Here is a 21,667-nt window from a genome sequence, read left to right as displayed (position 1 = left end):
GGATACAAAAGTAACGACAAAAATCAAATTAACACCGAAAACGAAGAAACTTCAATAAATAAATTTTTTGTTAATTTGCTATTTAGCTTAAGAATATTAAATTAGATTTTATTAACAGTAAAAAAACTACATTTTATGAAAAAATTAATTTTTATTACATTGGCACTAGTTTGCTCTTTTAATGGTATTGGGCAGAAGAAAGCAACAGTTTCTTTTAAAGCCGAGATTGCGAACAGAAATACGGATTCGATTATTTTTCGAAATAGGAATGATGGAAAGGAAATTAAAAAGATGTTCGTTGGTGCAGATGGAATTTTTAAGGGTGCTTTTGCTGTTGAAGAAGGTTTTTATATGCTGTTTGACGGAAAGGAATATACCGAACTTTTTCTAAAAAATGGATACGATTTGAATCTTAAAATGAATGCTCAAGATTTTGACGAGTCAATAATGTATTCAGGAATAGGAGCTGGCGAGAATAACTTTTTGGCACAGTATGCAGTAGAGGAAGCAAAATACGATTATAATACGCTTACAGCTTCTAGCGAAGAAGTCTTTACGAAGATGGTTAAGGAGAAAAGGACGGCCGATTTTTTGAAATTGGATAATGGGAAATTAGATCCTGTTTTTGTATCGCTGCAAAAGAAAAACATAGAAATAGTTTTGGAAAGGGGGACGGAATATCACAATAAAGTACTAGAAACGAATAAGTTAAATAGTTCAATCGCTCCGTCTTTTAATTATGAAAACTATGCTGGAGGGAAAACGAAGCTCGAAGATTTTAAGGGAAAATATGTTTATATCGATGTTTGGGCAACCTGGTGTGGGCCTTGTCTTGGTGAAATTCCGTCTTTAAAAAAGGTAGAAGAAAAATACTCTGGTAAAAACATTGCTTTTGTGAGTATCTCCATTGATAAATTAAAGGATATCGAAAAATGGAAATCGATGGTAAAAAGCAAAGAACTGGGCGGAGTTCAGGTTTTCGCTGATAATGACTGGAATTCCCAGTTTGTTAAAGATTTGAATATTATAGGGATTCCAAGATTTATCCTTGTAGATCCCAATGGAAAAATCGTGAAAGCCGATGCAGCAAGACCGTCGTCTCCTGATCTTGAGAAAGAACTAGATGTGCTTTTGAATTAAGGATTTTTATTGGTTGGAGAAAAGTGTTGGACATAGATTGAACGCAATAGTTTAAATAGACTAATAATTAATTTGATCATAATGAGCTCGATATTGTATCGGGCTCATTATTTTTTAAATTGTTTCTAGCTGTGTTAGTGTGATTTGATGTTCAAATTTAACTCCCCACTATTTCATTTAATTACTTTAGCGAAAAATAATCCAATACAGGAAGCTTTTTTGTAATTAGAGTGGGTTGCTTTGTGTTTTCCAATGTTAAGCTTTCGTCTAATGTTACTAAATTGTTATCAAATTGTATTTTAAATGTAAATAATATTTTATATTTGTTAAAGAAACAATTAAAATAGTACGTCATGAAAAAATATATAACTATAGCTGCAGTGTTGATTTCAGGAATGATTTTCGCGCAAAACACAAAACCAAAGTTGGAAGCTGTTGGGAAATTAGTTAAAGCAACCTATTTTCACGATAATGGTAAGGTACAACAAGAAGGTTTCTATAAAAACGGTAAACTACAGGGAGAATGGACTTCTTACGATACTAATGGTGCTAAAACAGCTATAGCAACATATGATAAAGGACAAAAAACAGGGAAGTGGTTTTTCTGGAACGATTCAGTATTAAGCGAAGTGGATTACTCAAATAATCAAGTGGCTTCTGTTAAAAACTGGAAACATGATCCTTTAGTTAGTGCTGAATAAGTAAAAAATTCATAAAATTAAAAAAGGCTTTCGTAATTTACGAAAGCCTTTTTTAATTATCGAAAAGCTTGGATATTTTTCTAGTGAAGATGTTATTTTAAAGTAAAAGGCCTATTCAAATTAATGAATAGGCCTTTTAGATTTATTTAAAAGTATACTTAAATTGTATGCTCTGGATTAAAACCATCTTCGCTTAATGCTTTATGGTCATAATCAGCAACCATTTCTGCTTCATAATCTACTTTGTCTCCTTTAGTAAACTTGCTAATTAGTTTTTCCATGATTTCATAAATTACAGGAACAATAACTAAAGTCAAGAACAATGAACTAATTAATCCTCCGATAATTACCCACGCTAAACCATTTTTCCATTCTGCTCCAGCTCCAGAAGCCAATGCAATTGGGAACATCCCAAAAACCATCGCAATAGTAGTCATCAAAATAGGACGTAATCTTGCATGATTGGCTTGGATTAATGCTGTTCTGATACTTTCACCAGCAGCTCTTCTTTGATTTGTATAATCAACAAGCATGATGGCATTCTTACACACCAGACCAATTAACATAATGATACCTAAAATTGTAAATATATTTAAAGTATTGTTTGTTAATGCTAACGCTAATAATGCTCCAATAAATGAAAGTGGAATTGAGAACAGTACTACAAATGGGTGAACAAAACTATCGTAAAGTCCTACCATTACTAAATATACTAAAACAATTGCAGCTAATAAGGCTATTCCTAAAGTACCAAAACCTTCACTTTGGTTTTCTTGATCTCCACCCCAAATGTAGTTTACACCTACAGGTTTTTCAAGTTTGTCCAGTTTCTCTTGCCATTGTGTTACAATCGTTCCAGAAGCAACCCCTACATTTTGTCCTTGTACGGTTACCGATGCTGTTTTATCTCTACGCTCTAATTGGCTAGGTCCTGAACCTTCAGTGATAGCAGCAAATTGAGTTAGCTTAATTTGTTGACCTAAGTTATTTATGAAAATTAAATTACCTACATCAGTGATGCTTTTTCTGTCAAAAGCATTGTATTTAATGTTGATGTCATATTCATATTCACCGGCTCTAAATTTTCCGTCAGTGTTACCGCTATAAGCTGTTTGCATAGTCATACCTACTGTTTGGAGTGTTAAACCTAATGCGGCCATTTTATCACGGTCTACTTGAACATTGATTTCTGGATTTCCATCTTCAACGGTCAATTTAATTTCAGTAGTTCCGGGAATAGTTCGTAATTCGGCTTCTGCTAGTTTAGCAAATTTCATCGCACTTTCTACAGAAGGTCCTGTTACGATTAATCCCAATGTTGCATTTTCGGCAGTTCCTAAAATACCTACGGGAACTGTTTTTACTTTGGCACCTACTAAAACTTTTTCTAGTTTACGTTTGATTTTTGCAGCATATACTGATGCACCGTCGCTACGTTCACTTTGTTCAATCATTTTTACATCAATCTCTGCTTTGTAAGCAGTTGCTTGAGAAGCACCAAAACCTTCACTGGTTTGTCCTACAGTTGTTATCTGACTGTGAACGTATTCTTCGGTTTGTAAGAAAGCTTCTGCTTTTTGAGTCATGAAATTCGTTTGCTCTAAAGAGGCGTCTTTTGGCATTTCAATTTGAACTAAAAATTCACCACTATCAGAAGCAGCAAAGAATTCTCCACCGATGAAACCTCCTCCAAGTAATCCTATTGTAGATCCGAAGAATAAAACCAATACCACAGCAATAGTCTTGAAGTAATGGTTTAAACACCATACTAACAGTTCTGAAACCCAGTTTGTAAAACGTGTTAAGTAACTTTCGAATCCTAAAATAATTCTTCCAAATGCATTTTTACCTTCAATATGTTCTAGTTTTCCATAACGTGAAGACAACCATGGTATAATTGTAAAGGACGCTAAAAGGGAAAATAATGTCGAAATAATAACAGTAACACAAAACTGTGTGATGATATTAGAAACTAATCCTGAACTCATTGCAATAGGTAAAAAGACTACCACAATTACTAAGGTAATCGAAGTTACTGTTCCGCCAATTTCGGCAGTTCCTTCATAGGCAGCACGTACACGGTTTTTACCCATTTCCATATGCCTGTAAATATTTTCCAGTACTACAATGGCATCATCGACCAGAATACCCACCACGAGTGATAGTCCTAATAAACTCATTAAGTTCAAAGTGTATCCTAAAAGATAAATTCCGATGAATGTAGAAATCAAGGATGCAGGAATCGAAACCATTACAATTAAGGAGTTACGAATACTGTGTAAGAAAAACAACATTACAAGTGCTACTAATATTACTGCAATTAATAAATCGTGTAATACTGAGTCCGCAGCTTCTAAGGTATAAACGGTGCTGTCTTTTGCTATTTGTAATTTTAAATCACTGCTTTTGTAATCAGTTTCTAATGCTTTAATACTTTTTACTAGCTCCTCACTTACCGCAACAGCATTTGCATCAGATTGTTTGATTATTTGCAAAATGATGGCGCTTTTTTGATCTACACGGGAGATTTTTTCGGCTATTTTTTGAGTATCTTGTACGTCAGCAATATCTTTTAAACGGATTTCGATTCCATCTTTTGAAGAAACAACTAAGTTTCTTAATTCGTCAATACTTTTATACTTACCGGCTAAACGAATTAATATTTTTTGATCACGAGTTTGAATGTTTCCTGTAGGGAAATCCAAGTTTGATGTTAAAATAACTTGCTGTACAGCAGGAATAGAAAGGTTGTAGCCTTGCATTTTATCGGCGTCCAGGTTTACCTGAATTTCACGTTCTTGCCCTCCAATTATATTTACTTGAGCAACCCCTTCAACACGAGATAATACAGGAGTGATTTTTTTATCAATTAAATCAAAAAATTCTGCTTCATCCATTTTTCCGTTTGCACCAATGGTCATAATTGGTAAATCACTTAAGGAGAATTTAGTAAGTGATGGCGTTTCGGCATCATCAGGTAAATCACTAATTAGTTGATTGATTTTTCGTTGTGCATCATTCATCGAAACATCAATTTTTGCATTTGATGTCAATGTAATCGATACAACAGATAGACTTTCGTAAGACTTAGAATCGATTTTTTTGATATTTTCTAAGGATGCAATTCCGTCTTCAATCTTTTTTGTAACAGTATTTTCTATTTCACTAGGAGACGCTCCTGGATAAACAGTTGATATCGTAATTACATTCTGCTCGAATTTAGGAATCAATTCGTAGCCCAGCTGGCTATAACTGAATAGTCCACCAAGTATTAGAATTGTAAACAATACAATTACTAACGACGGACGCTTTATGGATATTTCTGCTAATTTCATATGTTTTTATTTAGTTTAACCCCAGAGGTTATAAAGAATTAGGATAGTTTTTTTTATAACTAAAAACTATTTGATAATTTCTACTAAGCTACCGTCTTGAAGGTTTATTTGTCCTGTAGTAATTACAGCTTCTCCATCAGATAATCCGTCAACTATTTCTACTTGTTCCCCTAATATTCTACCTGCAACTACTTTTTTTAGTTTAGCTTTTCCATTTTCTACAACAAATACTTGATTGCCGTTCACACTTCCTATAAAAGCATTTCTAGGTACTACTTTTAACTCTTGTTTTTGTTTAGCGGCAAAATTAGCGGTACCGTACATTCCTGCTTTTAGGTTGTTATCTGAATTGTTTGCGATTTCAATTTCAATAGCAAAATTTAAGCTTTCGTCTGCTTTTGCAGCGATAAAAGTTATTTTACCAGTAAACACTTTGTCTGGGAAAACGCTTGCAGTTACATTAACAGGAGTTCCTTTTTTTAAACTTGCTACTTGGCTTTCATTAACAGTAACTTTTAATTTAAGTTTAGAAAAATTCACGATGTCAAACATTGCGCTGGCTGGCATTCCAGTCAATATAGAACCTGGCTCGATGTATTTTTTATTAATAAATCCTTTAATAGGTGCTTTTACTCTAGTGTCGCCTACATTAATGTTAGCTTGTTTTAGATTAGCTCCTGCATTAGTCAACGCTAATTTTGCTTGGTCTAATTGTTGTTTAGTAACACCACCTGTTTTAAAAGCATTTTCGTATCTAGCGTAATCCGCTTTTGCATTGTCATAAGATGCTTTTGCCGTTTGTGCATTCACATTTATAATATCACTTCTTACGATTACTAATGTTTGTCCTACGTTTACATAATCACCTTCTTTTACTAAAACACTGATTACTTTTCCAGATTTCTCTGCAGAAAAAGTCAATTCTTGTATTGGTTCAAAGTTACCATTAGCTAAAAAGTCTAAAGAAATTTCTTCAGTTTTTACTTGTGTCGTTTTAACGGATACAGCAGCATTTTTTGTGGCAACAATATCTGTTTTAGCTTTGTTTTCTTCTTTGTTTTTTGTTAAAACATAACCGATTACTGCTAAGACAGCAACAATTACCAGTACTATTGTAATATTCTTTTTCATATTAGTTATTTATAAGTGTTTTTAGTTCTCCTTTAGATTTGATTAATTGAATTTCTGCTAATTTATAGTCTAATACCGCAGCAGTATAATTGTTTTGCGCTTCTGTAAATGCATTTTCAGCATCTAGTAAGTCAGTTAAAGAAGTTAATCCTTGTATGTAATTGTTTTTAGTATTGTCTAGTACTTCTTGAGCAAGTTGGACGTTGCTTTTTTGATTTTTGATAGTAATAACGCTGTTGTCAATTTGCGTTTTAGCATTGGCGAAAGCCAAATCAAGAGAAAGCTTAGTATCAACCAAATCTTCCTTGATAGAACGCAAGTCAACATCTGCTTGTCTAATTTTTGAACGAGTAGAAAATCCTGAGAAGATAGGTACGCTTAGGTTTAATCCTATGGCAGAGTAATCAGACCAGTATACACCATCAGACGGTTTTGCTCCCCAAGGCATTTTAGGACCTTGCCCAATATAATTGTATCCAGCAGACAATGATAGGGTAGGGTAGTATGCTGCCATTATTGATTGTTTTTGAAATTCTAATAATTGTTCTTGTTTTTTCATTAACAAATATTCCGTTCTTATCTCCGTATTTGGAGCTTCGGCAAATGCTTGAGGAGTTACTTCAAACTCAGCTTGCGGAATCTCAATTACTGTTGCAATAGGCATTCCCATATAAAATTTTAAAGCATTCTCTTGCAGTTGCACCGCATTTAAAACTTGCTGACGTTGTGTGTCGATATTTGATATTTTTACTAAAATTCGATCTAAATCTATCTTTTTAGCTAATCCATTGTCATATTGTCCTTTGATAATGTTTTTAACTTTTGTAGTATTGTTGAAAGTACTATCTAAAACGGTTAAATTTTGTCTTTGAACATACACGGCATAATAGTTATTCGCTACTCTTTCTATTACTTGCTCTTCAGTAAGTTGTTCGTTTATTAAATAAAACTCTCGGGTTGTTTTTGCGGCTTTTAAACCTGTAAAAACGGACTGGTCAAATAAATTTTGTGTGAGCGAAATTCCTGCTGTGGAACCCCATTTTTGACCAAAAACAGCTTGGATACTTGTTCCTGGTGAACCAAAACTGGCCCCGTCTATAACTGTAGTTTGAAGTATTGGGTTGTATGTTAAGCTACCATTTGCTGAAATATGTGGTAAAGCTCTAGAGCGAACCTCCTGAATTTGGTATTCGCTATTCTCTACTTTTAGTTTTGCTTTTTTTGCATCGGCTTTGTTTTCAAGTGCATAATTAATTGCTTCTTTCAAGGTTAACGATTTTACCTCTTGTGAGTGGGCCGTTACCGCCAATGTTAAGAACGTTAATAAAATTAGTTTTTTCATTAGATGTCTGGGTTTAGTAAGTTTTTTTCTAGTTCTTCAATTCCTTTAGGAGTTGCCATTGCTCTGGTGTGATATTCTAATGCTTCCAGTTCTAATATTCGGGCTTCTTTTTCGGATTTTGTATTTTCATTTATGTTAAATATCAACGTGTAGTAAAATTTAACATAGGTGTTAATACTTAGGTCTGCTCTATATAATTCATTTTGAATTCCTTTTTGTATATTTTGCTGAAACCACATGGAGCACTCATTAATTTCTTTAAGCATAACTTTCTCGTATATTTCTGGATAATGCTTTTTTAATTGAAATATGGGTGAAGTGTCAGCTGATGACTGAAACATTTCGCTAAACATTTTTCTTATCTTGAAATTCTCTTCAATGGCATTATAATTCATCTGAATAATAGAGTCAATCGTTTCGTGTATTTCTTTGTGTAATAACGCTGTGCTCTCTTCAACCAGTAATTCCTTATTGCAGAAATATTTATAAATTGTTTTTTTTGAAATACACATTTCTCCTGCAATGTCGTCCATCGTAATGCTTTTAAAGCCCAGCTTTATGAACATCTCGCTTGCTTTGCTAATTATTTTCTCTTTCATTATTTATTTTGAAATTGATTTTGTTGTATTGATTTATTTCCAATCCAATAAGCGATTGGTAATGTAATTTGAATGCAAAAGTAATACGGAACTTTGAGGGTTAAAATAGTTTCCTTAAAGGTTACGTAAACTTAAAATTGTAAGATTTAAATTGTGAATTCTAAGTTGGCAATTAGTTCAATCTCTTGACCTAGAGCAATTCCAGCAGTATGATTATAAGAATTTGTTGTCAAACCAAAATCTTTACGATTTATTTGCCCCGTAATTTCAAACAATGCTTTTCTTCTTCCTTCATAAGTGGTTATGCCTACTAATGCAGCATCAAGTTCAACTACTTTTGTAATGTTTTTGACAGTTAGGTTTCCTTTTAAGAAATTAATGTTCTTACTTATTTTTTGAAAAGATGTTGATTTGAAATTGATAAAAGGAAACGAATCAATGTCTAAATAATCGTTTAACATTAAATGAGTGTCAACATGATCTATGTTAGTGTCTTTACTTTTAACGTCTAGTTGAAATTCAACTGATGCATCTTCGATCTCGTCGTCATGAATGTCTAAATGACCTTTGAATTTATTAAGAGATCCAGCTATGTAGGCAATGATAGAGTGTCTTGCTTTAATTTGAACATCTGATTGGTTTGGGTCAATAGCCCATTTTGTAGCTGTAAGAGGCAAAGTTGCATTCATGATTTATAAATTACAATAAGTTAAATTTTGAGTGCAAATGTAATACGGAAACTTTGGATACCAAAATAGTTTCCGATGTATTTTTGTTTATTTTTCATTTCATTTAAAAACGGAGTTTGTAATCAAGAATGAATGCAGTAAATTAGCCCCAAAAATTAGTTTTATGCACGCCATTGACCAGTTCCAGGATTTTTTCATTACTTATTTAGAAAAGCAGACTATCACTAAAGAACCTGAAAATCTTTATGACCCCATTGCTTATATATTAGGTTTAGGGGGAAAGCGAATTCGACCAGTCCTAACATTGATGACTACAGAGGTTTTTAACGGAGATTATAAGAAAGCACTTCCGGCTGCGATGGCGGTTGAGGTTTTTCATAATTTTTCTTTAGTCCATGATGATATTATGGATGATGCTCCTTTGCGTCGTGGAAACACAACAGTTCATGAAAAATGGGATATTAACACCGGAATTTTATCAGGTGATGCTATGCTTATTTTGGCCTATCAATATTTTGAAAAATATGAGCCCGTTATTTTTATGCGATTGGCAAAATTATTTAGTAAAACGGCACTTGAAGTTTGCGAAGGACAACAATGGGATGTTGATTTTGAAACTCGCGACGACGTTACCATTCCAGAATACCTTAAAATGATCGAATATAAAACAGCGGTTCTTGTTGCTGCTGCCATGAAAATGGGTGCGATAGTTGCTGAAACTTCTGAGGAAAATGCTGATTTGATTTATGAGTTCGGGTTAAACTTAGGTTTGGCTTTTCAATTGCAGGATGATTATCTTGATGCTTTTGGCAATCCAAAAACTTTTGGAAAGCAAGTAGGTGGAGATATTATTGTAAACAAAAAAACCTATTTATATTTAAAAGCAATGGCTTTTTCTGCCAAAGAAGAAGCGTCGCAATTGTTGCAATTGTTCTCGATGCAGCTCGACGATAATGCAGCTAAAATTGAAGCTGTAAAAGAAATTTTCAATAAATCAGGCGCGTCAAAAGTGACTCAAGAAGCAATACACGATTATACTTTCAAGGCTTTTGAAACTTTGGACAAAATGAATATTGAGGACGATAAAAAAGAGGTTTTAAGAGCTTTTGGTGAAAGTTTAATGGGACGAAAAGTGTAATTTTGCAGTTTGTATAGCAAAATGTATATTCTACAAATCAATAGCACACAATCATAATGGCCATGTTTATAGCTCCAAAAAATTCTGACTTATTACTTGCTGAAGCAGAGAATGAAACCTTATATCTTAAGTTAATTGAACAAATTAATAAGGACTTTAATCTTGCAAATGAAGGAATCGATTTTCCTATGAGTGTTTCTCCTCATGAATTGAAAATTCAATTGCATGAAAAAATTTATAGGTTGATTCAATACAAATTTGCCGAGTATCTTAATCTGCTTTACATCGTCGACGTCTCTGAAGATGAAGTCAAAAAAATGGATGGTTCTGATTTAGTTGTATTAGCGGAGCAAGTCTCTTTTTTAATATTGAAAAGAGAATGGCAAAAAGTTTGGTTTAGGAATAAATATCGTTAGAAGGTACAAGGTTGAGCAAAGACTAACGTCGGTTCTATTTTCTTTCTTTTTAATCTATTTTATATTTATTTCTTAAAAATAAACCCTGACAAACGGCATGAAAGCGCTTCCGTAAATATTGTTGTTGTCGTTGAGCACATTATAGCGAGCTCCCATTGTTACGTTTCCGCTGCGGTATCCTGCTCCTAAAAATAAACCAGTATTCCAGTAATCATGAGAATTGCTATTAGATCCATCTAAATTAACATTTACGCGTAGCTCTTCTAATTCAGCAGAAAGCTGTACTTGTAGTGTGGGATTAAACAATCCTATAATACTACCACCGTATAGATGAGAAGCATAATAATCTTTTTGCTTTGCATAAGTATATTGCGCACCAAGACCCAGAGATACATATTCATTAAAATTATAAATGACGCTCGGTGCTAAAGAGATGTTCGTGTAGCCAGAACTAAAACCTAAGCCGATTCCGCCTCCAAACTGTACGTTTTTCCAAAAATCACTGCTTGAATTTGATGTAATTGTTTGTTGTTGTGCTAACAAGGCATTTGAAATTAATGCGATAATGACAATCAAAATTGACTTCAAATAGGTCTTATAGTTGCTTTTTCTCATAAGTATCTAATATTTTAACATTTTAATATATAAAAGTAAATATAAATTTAGCGGATTATTGTACTTTTGCAGAACTATTTTAACAAAAAGTATATTCACTAATATTATGGATAGGTTTTCATTTCTAAACGCAGCACATACAGAGTTTTTTGCACAATTATACGACCAGTACCTAGAGAATCCAGATAGCGTAGAGCCAAGTTGGAGAAGTTTCTTTCAAGGTTTCGACTTTGGTATGGAATCTTACAATGGGGAAATTCCAACACAGAGCCCAGCTACCACTTCTTCTGGAAATCTGGACTATGAGCAAATTTCGCAAAAACTTCACAAAGAATTTAATGTATTAAAACTGATTGAAGGATACCGTACTCGGGGGCATTTGTTTACAAAAACAAATCCCGTAAGAGACAGAAGGATTTTTGAGCCATCGCTTGACATCACTAATTTCGGACTTTCATCAGCGGATTTAAACATTGTTTTTGATGCAGGTAAAATAGTTGGAAAAGTACCTTCTACACTTACTGAAATTATAAAACATTTGGATACTATATATTGTCAACATATTGGTGTTGAGTATATGTATATCAGAAAGCCAGAGATTGTTGCTTGGATACAAGATAAATTAGGGGTTAATGACAACCAACCTAATTTTTCAATTGATCAAAAGAAATCAATCCTGAATAAATTAAACGAAGCAGTCTCTTTTGAGAATTTCTTACATACTAAGTATGTTGGTCAAAAACGTTTTTCACTAGAAGGTGGAGAATCGATAATTCCAGCTCTTGACACTTTAATTGAAAAAGCTGCCGAAATGGGAGTGGAACAATTTGTGATGGGGATGGCACACCGTGGTCGTTTGAACATATTGGCAAACATATTCGGGAAATCAACTCAAGATATTTTCGGAGAATTTGACGGTAAAGATTATGATAAAGAGTATTTTGACGGAGATGTTAAGTACCACCTTGGTTTAACTGCTGACAAAATAACAAGCACAGGGAAGAAAATCAATATCAATTTAGCTCCAAATCCTTCACACCTTGAGACAGTAGGTGCGGTAATTGAAGGAATTACAAGAGCAAAACAAGATAAGTATTTCCCAGATGATTTTTCAAAAGTATTACCTATCGCCGTTCACGGTGATGCTGCGATTGCAGGACAAGGGATATTGTATGAAATTATCCAAATGGCACAACTTGAAGGATACAAAACAGGCGGAACGATTCATATTGTAATTAATAACCAAGTTGGTTTTACTACTAATTATTTAGACGCACGTTCTTCTACCTATTGTACGGATGTAGCTAAAGTTACATTGTCACCAGTATTACACGTAAATGCAGATGATCCTGAAGCAGTAGTACACGCCATGTCTTTTGCATTGGATTTCAGAATGCAGTTTGGACGCGATGTGTTTATTGACTTGCTAGGATATAGAAAATACGGGCACAATGAAGGTGATGAGCCTCGTTTTACACAACCAGTATTATATAAAATTATAGCAAAACATAAAAATCCTAGAGATCTTTATGCTGAAAAATTAATAGCAGAAGGGGTAATTGACGCCACTTATGTAAAAGGACTTGAAAAAGAATACAAATCTGATATGGAAATGAATTTGGAAGCCTCTCGTAAGAAAGCCTTGACAGTCATTACTCCTTTTATGAAAAATGAATGGTTAGGATTTGAGCAGGTTACAGATGTACAAATGCTTAAAAAAGTAGACACTTCTTACCCAAAAGCAGGACTGACTCAGGTTGCGGATGTTGTTTGTAATTTACCAACAGATAAAAAGTTTATCAACAAAATCCAAAAGTTGATCAACGACAGAAAAACAATGTTTTTCGAAACAAACAAGCTTGATTGGGGAATGGCTGAGCATTTAGCTTATGGGTCATTGTTACAAGAAGGTTTTGATGTACGTATTTCTGGGCAAGATGTTGAGCGTGGAACTTTTTCTCACCGTCATGCGGTAGTAAAAGTAGAAGACTCCGAAGAAGAAGTGACATTAATTAATAGACTAGAGGGGAAAAAAGGTAATTTTAATATCTTTAATTCGTTATTGTCTGAATACGGTGTTCTTGGATTTGATTATGGATATGCCTTAGCAAACCCAAATACTTTGACAATATGGGAAGCACAATTTGGAGATTTCAGTAATGGAGCCCAAATCATGATTGACCAATATATTTCATGTGGTGAGGATAAATGGAACAACCAAAACGGAATTGTACTATTGTTACCTCACGGATATGAAGGACAAGGAGCAGAGCATTCATCAGGAAGAATGGAACGTTACTTACAACTTTGTGCAAGACAAAATATGTATGTAGCAGATTGTACAACGCCAGCTAACTTTTTCCACTTGTTGAGAAGACAAATGAAAACAAATTTCCGTAAGCCATTAATTGTGTTTACACCTAAGAGTTTGTTGCGTGATCCAAGATGTGTGTCTACTATCGAAGAATTCGAAAATGGATTTTTCCAAGAAACGATTGATGACGATTCAGTAAACAAAGAAGAAGTGAAATCACTAGTGTTCTGTACAGGTAAATTCTATTACGACATTACAGCCGAAAGAGAGAAAAACGGTCGTAAAGATGTCGCAGTAGTAAGAATAGAACAATTATTCCCATTACCGGTAGAACAATTAAAAGCAATCATAGCAAAATATCCAAATGTAGATGATTACGTTTGGGCACAAGAAGAGCCAAAAAACATGGGGGCATACAGCTTTATGTTGATGAACTTCAATTTAGTTAAATGGAGATTAGCGTCATTAAAAGCCTATTCTGCATCAGCTGCTGGAAGTTCTACAAGAGCAAAACGTCGTCAGGCAGATGCAATAAGAATGGTTTTTGATAAAGATTTATTTAATTCTTAGAAGCTATTTCCTGCTGTTCGCTGTATCTTTCTTGTCCAGAACTTGTTTCTGGATCCTGAACTAAATTCAGGACAAGAAAGGATGCCGCTATCATCAGGGCTAAAAAATACAAACATAAAATAAACAGTAATTGTTGTTATAACAATTCAAACAATAAAATTCATAATTTAAAAATTATACAAGATGATTTTAGAAATGAAAGTCCCATCACCAGGGGAGTCTATAAAAGAAGTTGAAATTGCAACTTGGTTAGTTCAAGACGGAGATTATGTAGAGAAGGACCAAGCGATTGCTGAGGTTGACTCTGATAAAGCAACTCTGGAATTACCAGCAGAAGCTAGTGGGATTATCACATTAAAAGCAGAAGAAGGCGATGCAGTAGCAGTAGGAGCAGTAGTTTGTTTAATTGATACAGCTGCAGCTAAACCAGAAGGTTCAGCTCCTGCACCAGCAGCAGCTCCAGTTGCTGAAGCACCAGCAGCAGCTCCGGCTCCAGTAGCAGCAGCAGCAACGTATGCTTCAGGAACTCCTTCTCCAGCAGCAAGAAAAATATTAGACGAAAAAAATATCGCAGCAGCGTCTGTAACAGGAACTGGTAAAGACGGTAGAGTTACTAAAGATGATGCTGTAAATGCAGTGCCATCAATGGGTACTCCTACTGGTGGAAGCCGTGCATCTGAGCGTACAAAATTGTCAATGTTGCGTCGTAAAGTAGCAGAACGTTTAGTAACTGCCAAAAACGAAACGGCTATGTTAACTACTTTTAACGAAGTAAACATGACGCCTATCAACTTGATTCGTAATCAATATAAAGAAGAGTTCAAGGCAAAACACGCTGGTGTAGGTCTTGGATATATGTCATTCTTCACAAAAGCAGTTACTAGAGCATTAAAAATGTATCCAGATGTTAACTCAATGATGGATGGTGATTATAAAATTGCTTACGATTTCTGTGATATCTCTATCGCAGTGTCTGGACCAAAAGGATTAATGGTCCCTGTTGTTCGTAATGCAGAGAATTTAACTTTCCGTGGTGTAGAAGCTGACATCAAAAGATTAGCGATTAGAGCACGTGATGGTCAAATTACTGTTGATGATATGACGGGTGGTACTTTTACAATCACTAACGGTGGTGTATTTGGTTCTATGTTGTCTACGCCTATTATCAACCCTCCACAATCAGGAATACTTGGAATGCACAACATTATTGAACGTCCAATTGCCGTAAACGGTAAAGTGGAAATTCACCCAATGATGTATGTAGCTTTATCTTATGACCATAGAATTATTGATGGTAAAGAGTCTGTTGGTTTCTTGGTTGCTATTAAAGAAGCATTAGAAAACCCAATGGAGCTATTATTGGATAACAATCCTAAGAGAGCTTTCGAATTGTAAGAACTCTGTTTTAAAATAAATAAAAGATCCCGTTTGAGTAATCAAACGGGATTTTTTTATTTACTACTATATTTGACAAAATCAAAAATAGCACTGTTCTGATTTTTAGGAATATGGTCTCCCATGAAAGTTAAATTTTCTAAACTGCAAAAGATTTTAAACTTGTTTCTGTTTCCGTAATTAAGCTCTGTTGTTGCTGCTTTTGCACCATTGATGATCCAGCTCAGGTTGTAATTACGCTTTGAATTTAATGTCAGTTCCATTGAAAAAGTGTGCCATTGCCCCCTTTTGATTTTTGTTTTATGAGATTGGAATGGATTTCCCTGTGAAGTCATGTACACAATTAAATCGTCAGGTTCTGCTTTTAATAGATTTCGGGTAATTTGTTTTCCGTAGCCCACTTCGAAATCAAGTTCTTGAGTATCATTAATATATAAAAATGCACCTATACTCGCCATGTCTCCAGCTCCCATTTCGGGAATGAACACTCTCCAGGTATAAGTGCCGGTGGTAAAAGTTGAAAGAGTTTTAATTTTGGTTCTTTCCCAAGTGTTTGGATTAGTGAAAATAGTAAGTTTGCCGTCTTTTACCCAATAGTTTGGAAGTCCAATCTGTGTTGCGTCTTCCCATCCCGTTAAATCATTAAAATTCCAAACTACGGAAGTGTCGATTTTGTTACTGGACAAGGAATCTTCCGAAACCCTTTTTGCGTTAACGCCCTCGTCAGTAGTGTCGGGGGAACAAGAAAATAAAAACAGTCCCATAAACAGGGTTGTAATTTTAGTACTAGGTTTCATCTTTTTGACTGTTTTTTACATTTTCTTCTATAGTAAATATACGAAACAATTAAAGTAATCCACAATTGCTTTCCCTTTCATCAGTACATCGGCACCAATTATGCCATGCACCGGTTTTGATTTGTGTTGAATTAAAGCTTCGTTAACATGAGATAAATCGAATATTACCAAATTGAACTCGATATCTTTCCATAAACCTAGTTGAAGAGTGTTATTGGAGGCCGTTTGCGTCTGCATTCCTGTGGCTCCTGCTCCGGACGCTTTAGTTTTCGAGTCTTCGGCTTCAAGTTGGAATAAGTCCACGCTTTCAAAACCGACACAGCTATTTGATGCTCCTGTGTCTAGGATAAAGTTACCAACTACGCCATTGATTTTTGCTTTTATCAAAAGATGCTGTGTCTTAGTTATTTTAAATTTGATTTTTTTGTATTTTTCCTTTTTCAGGATATCGTGGAGGTTTTTCATAGTTCAAAGCTAATAGCCAAAAGTAATCTAAATTACTAAGAATCTAAAAAACAACAATTCAAAATGCTAACTTTGCTACTTTAAATGAAAACAATGATAATTACAGATACTCACACCCATTTATATTCAGAGGAATTCGATCAGGATCGCGGTGAAATGATTCAAAGAGCAATTGATGCTGGTGTTTCCCGTTTTTTTATTCCGGCAATAGACTCCTCTTGTACACAGTCCATGTATGATTTAGAAAAGAACTATCCAGACAATGTCTTTCTGATGATGGGATTGCATCCTACCTATGTAAAGGAAAATTATCTGGAGGAATTGCAACATGTAGAGGAGGAGCTGGCCAAAAGAAAATTCTATGCCATTGGGGAGATTGGTGTCGATTTATATTGGGATAGAACCTATTTAAAGGAGCAGCAAATTGCATTTAGAAAACAGATTCAATTAGCCAAAAAATATAAATTACCCATAGTGATTCACTGTCGTGATGCATTTGATGAAGTTTTTGAAGTTTTAGAACAAGAAAAGTCCGATGATTTATTTGGGATTTTTCATTGTTTCACCGGAAATTATGAACAGGCATTACAGGCAATCGTTTATAATATGAAATTGGGAATTGGTGGAGTGGTGACTTTTAAAAACGGAAAAATCGATCAGTTTTTAAATCAAATAGAGTTGAAGCACATCGTTTTGGAAACCGATTCGCCCTATCTCGCTCCTATTCCTTATCGAGGAAAACGAAATGAAAGTAGTTATCTTGTTAAGGTAGCTGAAAAATTATCACAGATTTATGAATGCTCTATAGAAGATATTGCCACTATGACAACCGAGAATTCTAAATCGATTTTCGGTATTTAAACAAAACCCACTGTAAATTAATTTTTTTTTTGTTCATTTGCCCACTTAAAATTACCAAAATGCAAAAATTTGACGCTATTCGGCCATTTTATGATTCCGAAATTAACGAGGCTATACTAAATGTGGTTCATCACCCGATGATGAAAGCACTGATGAATTTCTCTTTCCCTGAGACGCCTGATGAAGAATGGAAGGAACAACTAAAAAAAACACATTCCATACGTGATTTTCAATGTAATTTTATCTACCACACACTTTTAAAAGTACTTGAAAAAAGTTCTGATGGTTTGACCACCTCAGGTTTTGAAAAGTTAGAAAAAGGAGAATCGTATTTATTTATATCAAACCATAGAGATATTTTATTGGACACTACATTGCTTAATGTAGCTTTGTTCGAACATGGTTTAGTAATGACTGCCTCAGCGATTGGCGATAACTTAGTAAAAAAGGACTTTCTTAACATCTTGGCGAAGTTGAACCGTAATTTTTTGGTTCAAAGAGGCTTGACGCCGCGTGAGATGTTACAAAGCTCAAAAACATTGTCAGAATACATTAGTCATTTATTGCAACATGAAAGTCGATCTGTATGGATTGCGCAACGTGAGGGTAGGACTAAAGACGGTAATGACGAGACTAATCCTGGTGTGTTAAAAATGGTTGGGATGGGATCTGATGAGGATAACCTGATGGACTATTTCAAAAAAATAAGAGTCGTTCCGGTGTCAATTTCTTATGAGTATGACCCAACAGATGTTTTGAAAATTCCGCAGTTATTGGCTGAGGCCAATAATGAAGTATATATCAAGGAAAAGAATGAAGATTTCATGACGCTTTTGAGTGGTGTAATGGGGCAAAAGAAGCGTATTCACATTCATATTGGTGATGTTATTGATACTGAAGTTGATGTAATTAAGGAAGAATTTAATAATTCAAACAAGCAAATTCAAGCGCTTGCTCAGGTAATTGATGATTCTATAATACAGAATTATAAATTATGGCCTACTAATTATATAGCTTATGATATTTTAAATAAAACCAGTACTTATTCTAGTATGTATACAGCCGATGAAAAATCCCTGTTTGAACGTAGATTGGAGATGCGGATAGATGCTGAAAACCCGGTTGCATTGCAAGGATTGTTAGATATGTATGCTAACCCGGTTGTTAATAAATTAAAGTACACGGATGAACTTAAAGGCTAAAATTCTTTTAATATATACTGGAGGAACAATAGGGATGCGCAAGGATTTTAATACTGGCGCCCTGAAAGCATTCAATTTTAGTAAATTATTGCATAGAATTCCTGAGTTGAAGCAATTAGATTGTGAGATTGAAACGCTTTCATTTGAAGAGCCAATTGATTCCTCAAACATGAATCCGCAAGAATGGGTAAGAATTGCAACCATAATAGAGTCAAATTATTTAAAATTTGATGGTTTCGTTGTTCTTCACGGATCCGATACTATGTCTTATTCTGCGTCAGCATTAAGTTTTATGCTTGAAAATCTGGCGAAACCTGTCATTTTTACGGGTTCTCAATTACCGATTGGGGATTTACGTACCGATGCTAAAGAGAATTTGATTACCGCTATCCAAATTGCGTCATTGCAAGAAAACGGTATGCCTGTTATTACTGAGGTCTGTCTTTATTTTGAATACAAATTATACAGAGGAAATAGAACGACGAAGATAAGTGCCGAGCATTTCAACGCATTTACATCACCCAATTATCCCGCACTAGTTGAATCTGGGGTGCATTTAAATATGCGGCCAGAGTTGTTTTTAGCTAAAAATATTGGGGAGAAATTGTTAGTGCATAAGAACTTGGACGCTAATGTAGTGATAGTTAAAATGTTTCCGGGAATGAGTGAAACTGTTTTGTCTGCGATTTTTGGCATACCCGGTTTAAAAGGAATTGTACTTGAAACCTATGGTTCAGGAAATGCGCCTACTGAAGATTGGTTTATTGCTTTATTAGCTAAAGCAATAAACAATGGTCTGCATATTATTAATGTGACCCAATGTTCTGGCGGAAGTGTTAATATGGGAAAATACGAAACGGGTACTGGTATGAAAGCAATAGGGGTAATTTCTGGAAAAGACATCACAACAGAGGCTGCCATTACAAAATTGATGTATTTATTGAGTCGAAATGGTGCGCGAGATGACTTTAAAACTATTTTTGAAACTTCTTTGCGAGGTGAGGTACTATAATATTGTGATTTTACTTTTGTAAGTCACTTTTTTTAGTGTTCTTTGCAAACCTTAAATAAATAGAGAGGTGTCCGAGTGGTTGAAGGAGCTAGCCTGGAAAGCTAGTATGTGGGTAACTGCATCGTGGGTTCGAATCCCATCCTCTCTGCTTTGTAAGTTTATAAATCGCTTGTTTATAACGCTTTAGATAATTTTTGTTTTTTAATTTGTACGGTTTTTGTATTGTCAATTAAAAAAAAAGAATTTAAAGTAGCTTTCTTTAACTTATACCACGAAAAAAAGCAAAGTAAAAACCCCGATACATTTAACTGTTATCGGGGTTTTTTTTATTATTCAATACTTATTTCAAGTTCTAATTTCTGCGCTACTCTTATAAAAATATCTAAAAATTGTTTTGATTCAGGATTTTTATCCTTTTCAATTAACACTACATTATTTTTTGACAAATGGATAATTTCAAAAAACCTCCAAAAATCGGTTGGCATTGTACAGTTAATTAAAATTTCAAGATCTCCTACGCTATTTTCATTCATTTGATCGGTTTTTATATTTTTTAGTTTTAAGCTAAATTATTAAAACCCCGATACATTTAACTGTTATCGGGGTTTTAATTCAATCTTTTTTTACTTCAATTAATCGAGCATAAGGATTTTTCCAGCGTACTAATAAAGTACCGTGATAACTCTTTGCAGGATCTTCTTTGATACTTTCAATAATACTAAGCATTTTTTTAACGGCTTCTTTGTCCATCGATTCCGAACCTCTTTTAAATGAAATTATCAAAACGTTGTAGCTTCTTAATGTTTCCAGAAAAACAGTAAACTTTGCTTTTGGTGTTATTGCTTCATCTGAAATAAACTGCTCCAGCTGATCTAAGTTTTTAATCTGTATTTTCATTTGCTTCAATTTGTAAAGGTTCTTCGTTAATTAAATTAATTGTGATCGGTCTGAAAGGATCAATATTATTTGCTTCAATTTCAATTTGCGTTTGCTTTGGTAAAACAAAGGGCAAAATCTTAATTACAATTTCTAAGCGTTCTTTATTGTCCAAAGTTTCCAAACGTGCTTCAAAACTTTCAAGCTCCTTAGATACTAGCTTTTGAAGTGAAATTTTAGTATCGGAACTCACTTTGTTCAAACTGCCTTTTTGTCGACCTCCAAACTTTTGCCCTGTTGTATTTGCCATAATAATCTAAATTTAAACTTTTTTAGTTTCCAGTTAAAACAAATTCAGCCCTTACAGAAACTTTTGCATTTCCAGCTATATCGCACCCAACATCAATAAATCTTCTAAAATTTACCGCTAAACCCTGTAAACTAAATGCGGGTTCATGACCTACTGCCTTTTTGATTGTGTCGATAATTTGCAAACAAAAATCGTATCGATCGAATTGCTCAGGGCTTTCACAATATTTATTAAATTGATCTTGGTTAATTTCATTACGTGAATAACCATCTTCAATAACACATTCGGTGTTAACATCGAATTGTTCTGCATAACTTTTTAAATTAGTCATATCAATTGAAAGCATTTTAAGAGTTGTATCCATGTCTAAACCTAAATCAAACGGCTTTGGATAGGTTTTTTTAATTTGTTCAATAGAATAGCCTAAAATGTCCTTAGAAAACGCTTTGTAATCTTCAATAGGCTTTTTAATAATCGTTTCCAGTTCTTCAATCGCTTTGTTTAATGGTGCTAACTTTTCAATTGTTGCACTTCTTTCAAGTTTGTAATTTTCACTTTCAAATTTTAAGAAGATTTTTTCTCTTTTTGTTGTTCCTGCTGTTTTTGTGATCATAATAAAAATATTTGTGTTTGCGTCCGTTTTTATAGGTGGTTTGCTTTGCCTTTTTTTCTATCGGTTTATCGGTTTAAACTAGTTTACTAAACCGCTATTCTATCAGTTTATCAGTTTACCCCCCTATGTAAGGGGGTAAACTAAAC

21 protein-coding genes and 1 tRNA gene are annotated in these 21,667 nt (G+C 34.3%); 10 read left to right on the top strand and 12 right to left on the bottom strand.

Going from position 1 to position 21,667, the window contains the following annotated elements; all coding sequences use genetic code 11:
* Positions 1–135 precede the first annotated feature (135 nt).
* The gene (locus tag QO182_RS11270) at positions 136–1,140 is read left to right on the top strand and encodes a TlpA family protein disulfide reductase (protein WP_371561681.1); all 1,005 of its coding nucleotides are present in this window, start codon (positions 136–138) and stop codon (positions 1,138–1,140) included.
* 353 nt (positions 1,141–1,493) lie between these two features.
* On the top strand, positions 1,494–1,841 hold the full coding sequence (locus QO182_RS11265) for a toxin-antitoxin system YwqK family antitoxin (RefSeq protein ID WP_371561680.1): 348 nt from the start codon (positions 1,494–1,496) through the stop codon (positions 1,839–1,841).
* 158 nt (positions 1,842–1,999) lie between these two features.
* Here the strand turns inward: QO182_RS11265 and QO182_RS11260 are convergent, their stop codons facing one another.
* The 5 genes from QO182_RS11260 to QO182_RS11240 form a co-directional block, all read right to left on the bottom strand.
* Positions 2,000–5,176, bottom strand: coding sequence for an efflux RND transporter permease subunit (locus tag QO182_RS11260; RefSeq protein ID WP_371540875.1), 3,177 nt, complete (start codon positions 5,174–5,176; stop codon positions 2,000–2,002).
* Between the two features lie 66 nt (positions 5,177–5,242).
* Positions 5,243–6,307: an efflux RND transporter periplasmic adaptor subunit gene (locus tag QO182_RS11255; protein WP_371561678.1), complete on the bottom strand. Its 1,065-nt coding sequence runs from the start codon at positions 6,305–6,307 to the stop codon at positions 5,243–5,245.
* A gap of 1 nt (position 6,308) precedes the next feature.
* Positions 6,309–7,649, bottom strand: a complete 1,341-nt coding sequence (locus QO182_RS11250) for a TolC family protein (protein WP_371561676.1) — start codon at positions 7,647–7,649, stop codon at positions 6,309–6,311.
* Positions 7,649–8,248, bottom strand: coding sequence for a TetR/AcrR family transcriptional regulator (locus QO182_RS11245; protein WP_371540878.1), 600 nt, complete (start codon positions 8,246–8,248; stop codon positions 7,649–7,651). The genes QO182_RS11250 and QO182_RS11245 overlap by 1 nt, the downstream gene beginning before the upstream one ends.
* A 146-nt stretch (positions 8,249–8,394) precedes the next feature.
* On the bottom strand, positions 8,395–8,937 hold the full coding sequence (locus QO182_RS11240; protein ID WP_371561674.1) for a YceI family protein: 543 nt from the start codon (positions 8,935–8,937) through the stop codon (positions 8,395–8,397).
* Between the two features lie 163 nt (positions 8,938–9,100).
* Here QO182_RS11240 and QO182_RS11235 point away from each other — a divergent pair, with 163 nt between their 5' ends.
* Positions 9,101–10,075 carry a polyprenyl synthetase family protein gene (locus QO182_RS11235; RefSeq protein WP_371561672.1) on the top strand — a complete coding sequence of 325 codons (975 nt, stop codon included), beginning with the start codon at positions 9,101–9,103 and terminating at the stop codon, positions 10,073–10,075.
* Positions 10,076–10,137: 62 nt separating this feature from the next.
* On the top strand, positions 10,138–10,491 hold the full coding sequence (locus QO182_RS11230) for a hypothetical protein (RefSeq protein ID WP_371561670.1): 354 nt from the start codon (positions 10,138–10,140) through the stop codon (positions 10,489–10,491).
* 72 nt (positions 10,492–10,563) lie between these two features.
* On the opposite strand, the gene QO182_RS11225 is transcribed toward QO182_RS11230, so the two are convergent.
* Complete coding sequence (locus QO182_RS11225) at positions 10,564–11,106, bottom strand: hypothetical protein (protein WP_371540882.1); 543 nt, start codon at positions 11,104–11,106, stop codon at positions 10,564–10,566.
* Between the two features lie 106 nt (positions 11,107–11,212).
* Here QO182_RS11225 and QO182_RS11220 point away from each other — a divergent pair, with 106 nt between their 5' ends.
* Both QO182_RS11220 and odhB read left to right on the top strand, forming a co-directional pair.
* Positions 11,213–13,990, top strand: coding sequence for a 2-oxoglutarate dehydrogenase E1 component (locus QO182_RS11220; protein WP_371540883.1), 2,778 nt, complete (start codon positions 11,213–11,215; stop codon positions 13,988–13,990).
* 183 nt (positions 13,991–14,173) lie between these two features.
* Positions 14,174–15,385, top strand: a complete 1,212-nt coding sequence (gene odhB / locus QO182_RS11215; RefSeq protein WP_371540884.1) for a 2-oxoglutarate dehydrogenase complex dihydrolipoyllysine-residue succinyltransferase — start codon at positions 14,174–14,176, stop codon at positions 15,383–15,385.
* A 56-nt stretch (positions 15,386–15,441) separates the two neighbouring features.
* On the opposite strand, the gene QO182_RS11210 is transcribed toward odhB, so the two are convergent.
* The gene (locus QO182_RS11210) at positions 15,442–16,182 is read right to left on the bottom strand and encodes a hypothetical protein (RefSeq protein WP_371540885.1); all 741 of its coding nucleotides are present in this window, start codon (positions 16,180–16,182) and stop codon (positions 15,442–15,444) included.
* Positions 16,183–16,209: 27 nt separating this feature from the next.
* Positions 16,210–16,647 carry a retropepsin-like aspartic protease gene (locus tag QO182_RS11205; protein WP_371540886.1) on the bottom strand — a complete coding sequence of 146 codons (438 nt, stop codon included), beginning with the start codon at positions 16,645–16,647 and terminating at the stop codon, positions 16,210–16,212.
* 93 nt (positions 16,648–16,740) lie between these two features.
* Between QO182_RS11205 and QO182_RS11200 the strand changes: the two genes are divergently transcribed.
* The 4 genes from QO182_RS11200 (at position 16,741) to QO182_RS11185 (ending at position 19,870) form a co-directional block, all read left to right on the top strand.
* Complete coding sequence (locus QO182_RS11200; protein ID WP_371540887.1) at positions 16,741–17,508, top strand: TatD family hydrolase; 768 nt, start codon at positions 16,741–16,743, stop codon at positions 17,506–17,508.
* Positions 17,509–17,567: 59 nt separating this feature from the next.
* Positions 17,568–18,710, top strand: a complete 1,143-nt coding sequence (locus QO182_RS11195) for a 1-acyl-sn-glycerol-3-phosphate acyltransferase (RefSeq protein ID WP_371540888.1) — start codon at positions 17,568–17,570, stop codon at positions 18,708–18,710.
* Positions 18,694–19,722, top strand: a complete 1,029-nt coding sequence (locus tag QO182_RS11190; RefSeq protein ID WP_371540889.1) for an asparaginase — start codon at positions 18,694–18,696, stop codon at positions 19,720–19,722. Before QO182_RS11195 ends, QO182_RS11190 begins: the two co-directional genes overlap by 17 nt.
* Before the next feature lie 61 nt (positions 19,723–19,783).
* Positions 19,784–19,870, top strand: a tRNA-Ser gene (locus tag QO182_RS11185).
* 181 nt (positions 19,871–20,051) lie between these two features.
* On the opposite strand, the gene QO182_RS11180 is transcribed toward QO182_RS11185, so the two are convergent.
* From QO182_RS11180 to QO182_RS11165, 4 genes are all read right to left on the bottom strand, one after another.
* Complete coding sequence (locus QO182_RS11180; RefSeq protein ID WP_371561668.1) at positions 20,052–20,255, bottom strand: hypothetical protein; 204 nt, start codon at positions 20,253–20,255, stop codon at positions 20,052–20,054.
* A gap of 79 nt (positions 20,256–20,334) precedes the next feature.
* Positions 20,335–20,619 carry a hypothetical protein gene (locus QO182_RS11175; RefSeq protein ID WP_371561667.1) on the bottom strand — a complete coding sequence of 95 codons (285 nt, stop codon included), beginning with the start codon at positions 20,617–20,619 and terminating at the stop codon, positions 20,335–20,337.
* Positions 20,603–20,908, bottom strand: coding sequence for a hypothetical protein (locus QO182_RS11170; protein ID WP_371561665.1), 306 nt, complete (start codon positions 20,906–20,908; stop codon positions 20,603–20,605). Before QO182_RS11170 ends, QO182_RS11175 begins: the two co-directional genes overlap by 17 nt.
* Positions 20,909–20,930: 22 nt before the next feature.
* Entirely contained in the window at positions 20,931–21,521 is a 591-nt protein-coding gene (locus QO182_RS11165; protein ID WP_371561664.1) for a hypothetical protein, read from the bottom strand.
* Between the last annotated feature and the right edge of the window lie 146 nt (positions 21,522–21,667).

This window comes from Flavobacterium sp. Arc2 (assembly GCF_041431385.1).
Taxonomy (GTDB): Bacteria; Bacteroidota; Bacteroidia; order Flavobacteriales; family Flavobacteriaceae; genus Flavobacterium.
The sequence above is the reverse complement of the archived record's forward strand: the minus strand, read 5'-3'. Positions and strand labels throughout refer to the sequence as shown.

Bases quoted from the DNA above. Each gene is read 5' to 3' on its own strand.
- QO182_RS11270 (WP_371561681.1), top strand. From the start codon at position 136: ATGAAAAAATTAATTTTTATTACATTGGCACTAGTTTGCTCTTTTAAT.
- QO182_RS11265 (WP_371561680.1), top strand. From the start codon at position 1,494: ATGAAAAAATATATAACTATAGCTGCAGTGTTGATTTCAGGAATGATT.
- QO182_RS11260 (WP_371540875.1), bottom strand. From the start codon at position 5,176: ATGAAATTAGCAGAAATATCCATAAAGCGTCCGTCGTTAGTAATTGTA.
- QO182_RS11255 (WP_371561678.1), bottom strand. From the start codon at position 6,307: ATGAAAAAGAATATTACAATAGTACTGGTAATTGTTGCTGTCTTAGCA.
- QO182_RS11250 (WP_371561676.1), bottom strand. From the start codon at position 7,649: ATGAAAAAACTAATTTTATTAACGTTCTTAACATTGGCGGTAACGGCC.
- QO182_RS11245 (WP_371540878.1), bottom strand. From the start codon at position 8,248: ATGAAAGAGAAAATAATTAGCAAAGCAAGCGAGATGTTCATAAAGCTG.
- QO182_RS11240 (WP_371561674.1), bottom strand. From the start codon at position 8,937: ATGAATGCAACTTTGCCTCTTACAGCTACAAAATGGGCTATTGACCCA.
- QO182_RS11235 (WP_371561672.1), top strand. From the start codon at position 9,101: ATGCACGCCATTGACCAGTTCCAGGATTTTTTCATTACTTATTTAGAA.
- QO182_RS11230 (WP_371561670.1), top strand. From the start codon at position 10,138: ATGTTTATAGCTCCAAAAAATTCTGACTTATTACTTGCTGAAGCAGAG.
- QO182_RS11225 (WP_371540882.1), bottom strand. From the start codon at position 11,106: ATGAGAAAAAGCAACTATAAGACCTATTTGAAGTCAATTTTGATTGTC.
- QO182_RS11220 (WP_371540883.1), top strand. From the start codon at position 11,213: ATGGATAGGTTTTCATTTCTAAACGCAGCACATACAGAGTTTTTTGCA.
- odhB (WP_371540884.1), top strand. From the start codon at position 14,174: ATGATTTTAGAAATGAAAGTCCCATCACCAGGGGAGTCTATAAAAGAA.
- QO182_RS11210 (WP_371540885.1), bottom strand. From the start codon at position 16,182: ATGAAACCTAGTACTAAAATTACAACCCTGTTTATGGGACTGTTTTTA.
- QO182_RS11205 (WP_371540886.1), bottom strand. From the start codon at position 16,647: ATGAAAAACCTCCACGATATCCTGAAAAAGGAAAAATACAAAAAAATC.
- QO182_RS11200 (WP_371540887.1), top strand. From the start codon at position 16,741: ATGATAATTACAGATACTCACACCCATTTATATTCAGAGGAATTCGAT.
- QO182_RS11195 (WP_371540888.1), top strand. From the start codon at position 17,568: ATGCAAAAATTTGACGCTATTCGGCCATTTTATGATTCCGAAATTAAC.
- QO182_RS11190 (WP_371540889.1), top strand. From the start codon at position 18,694: ATGAACTTAAAGGCTAAAATTCTTTTAATATATACTGGAGGAACAATA.
- QO182_RS11180 (WP_371561668.1), bottom strand. From the start codon at position 20,255: ATGAATGAAAATAGCGTAGGAGATCTTGAAATTTTAATTAACTGTACA.
- QO182_RS11175 (WP_371561667.1), bottom strand. From the start codon at position 20,619: ATGAAAATACAGATTAAAAACTTAGATCAGCTGGAGCAGTTTATTTCA.
- QO182_RS11170 (WP_371561665.1), bottom strand. From the start codon at position 20,908: ATGGCAAATACAACAGGGCAAAAGTTTGGAGGTCGACAAAAAGGCAGT.
- QO182_RS11165 (WP_371561664.1), bottom strand. From the start codon at position 21,521: ATGATCACAAAAACAGCAGGAACAACAAAAAGAGAAAAAATCTTCTTA.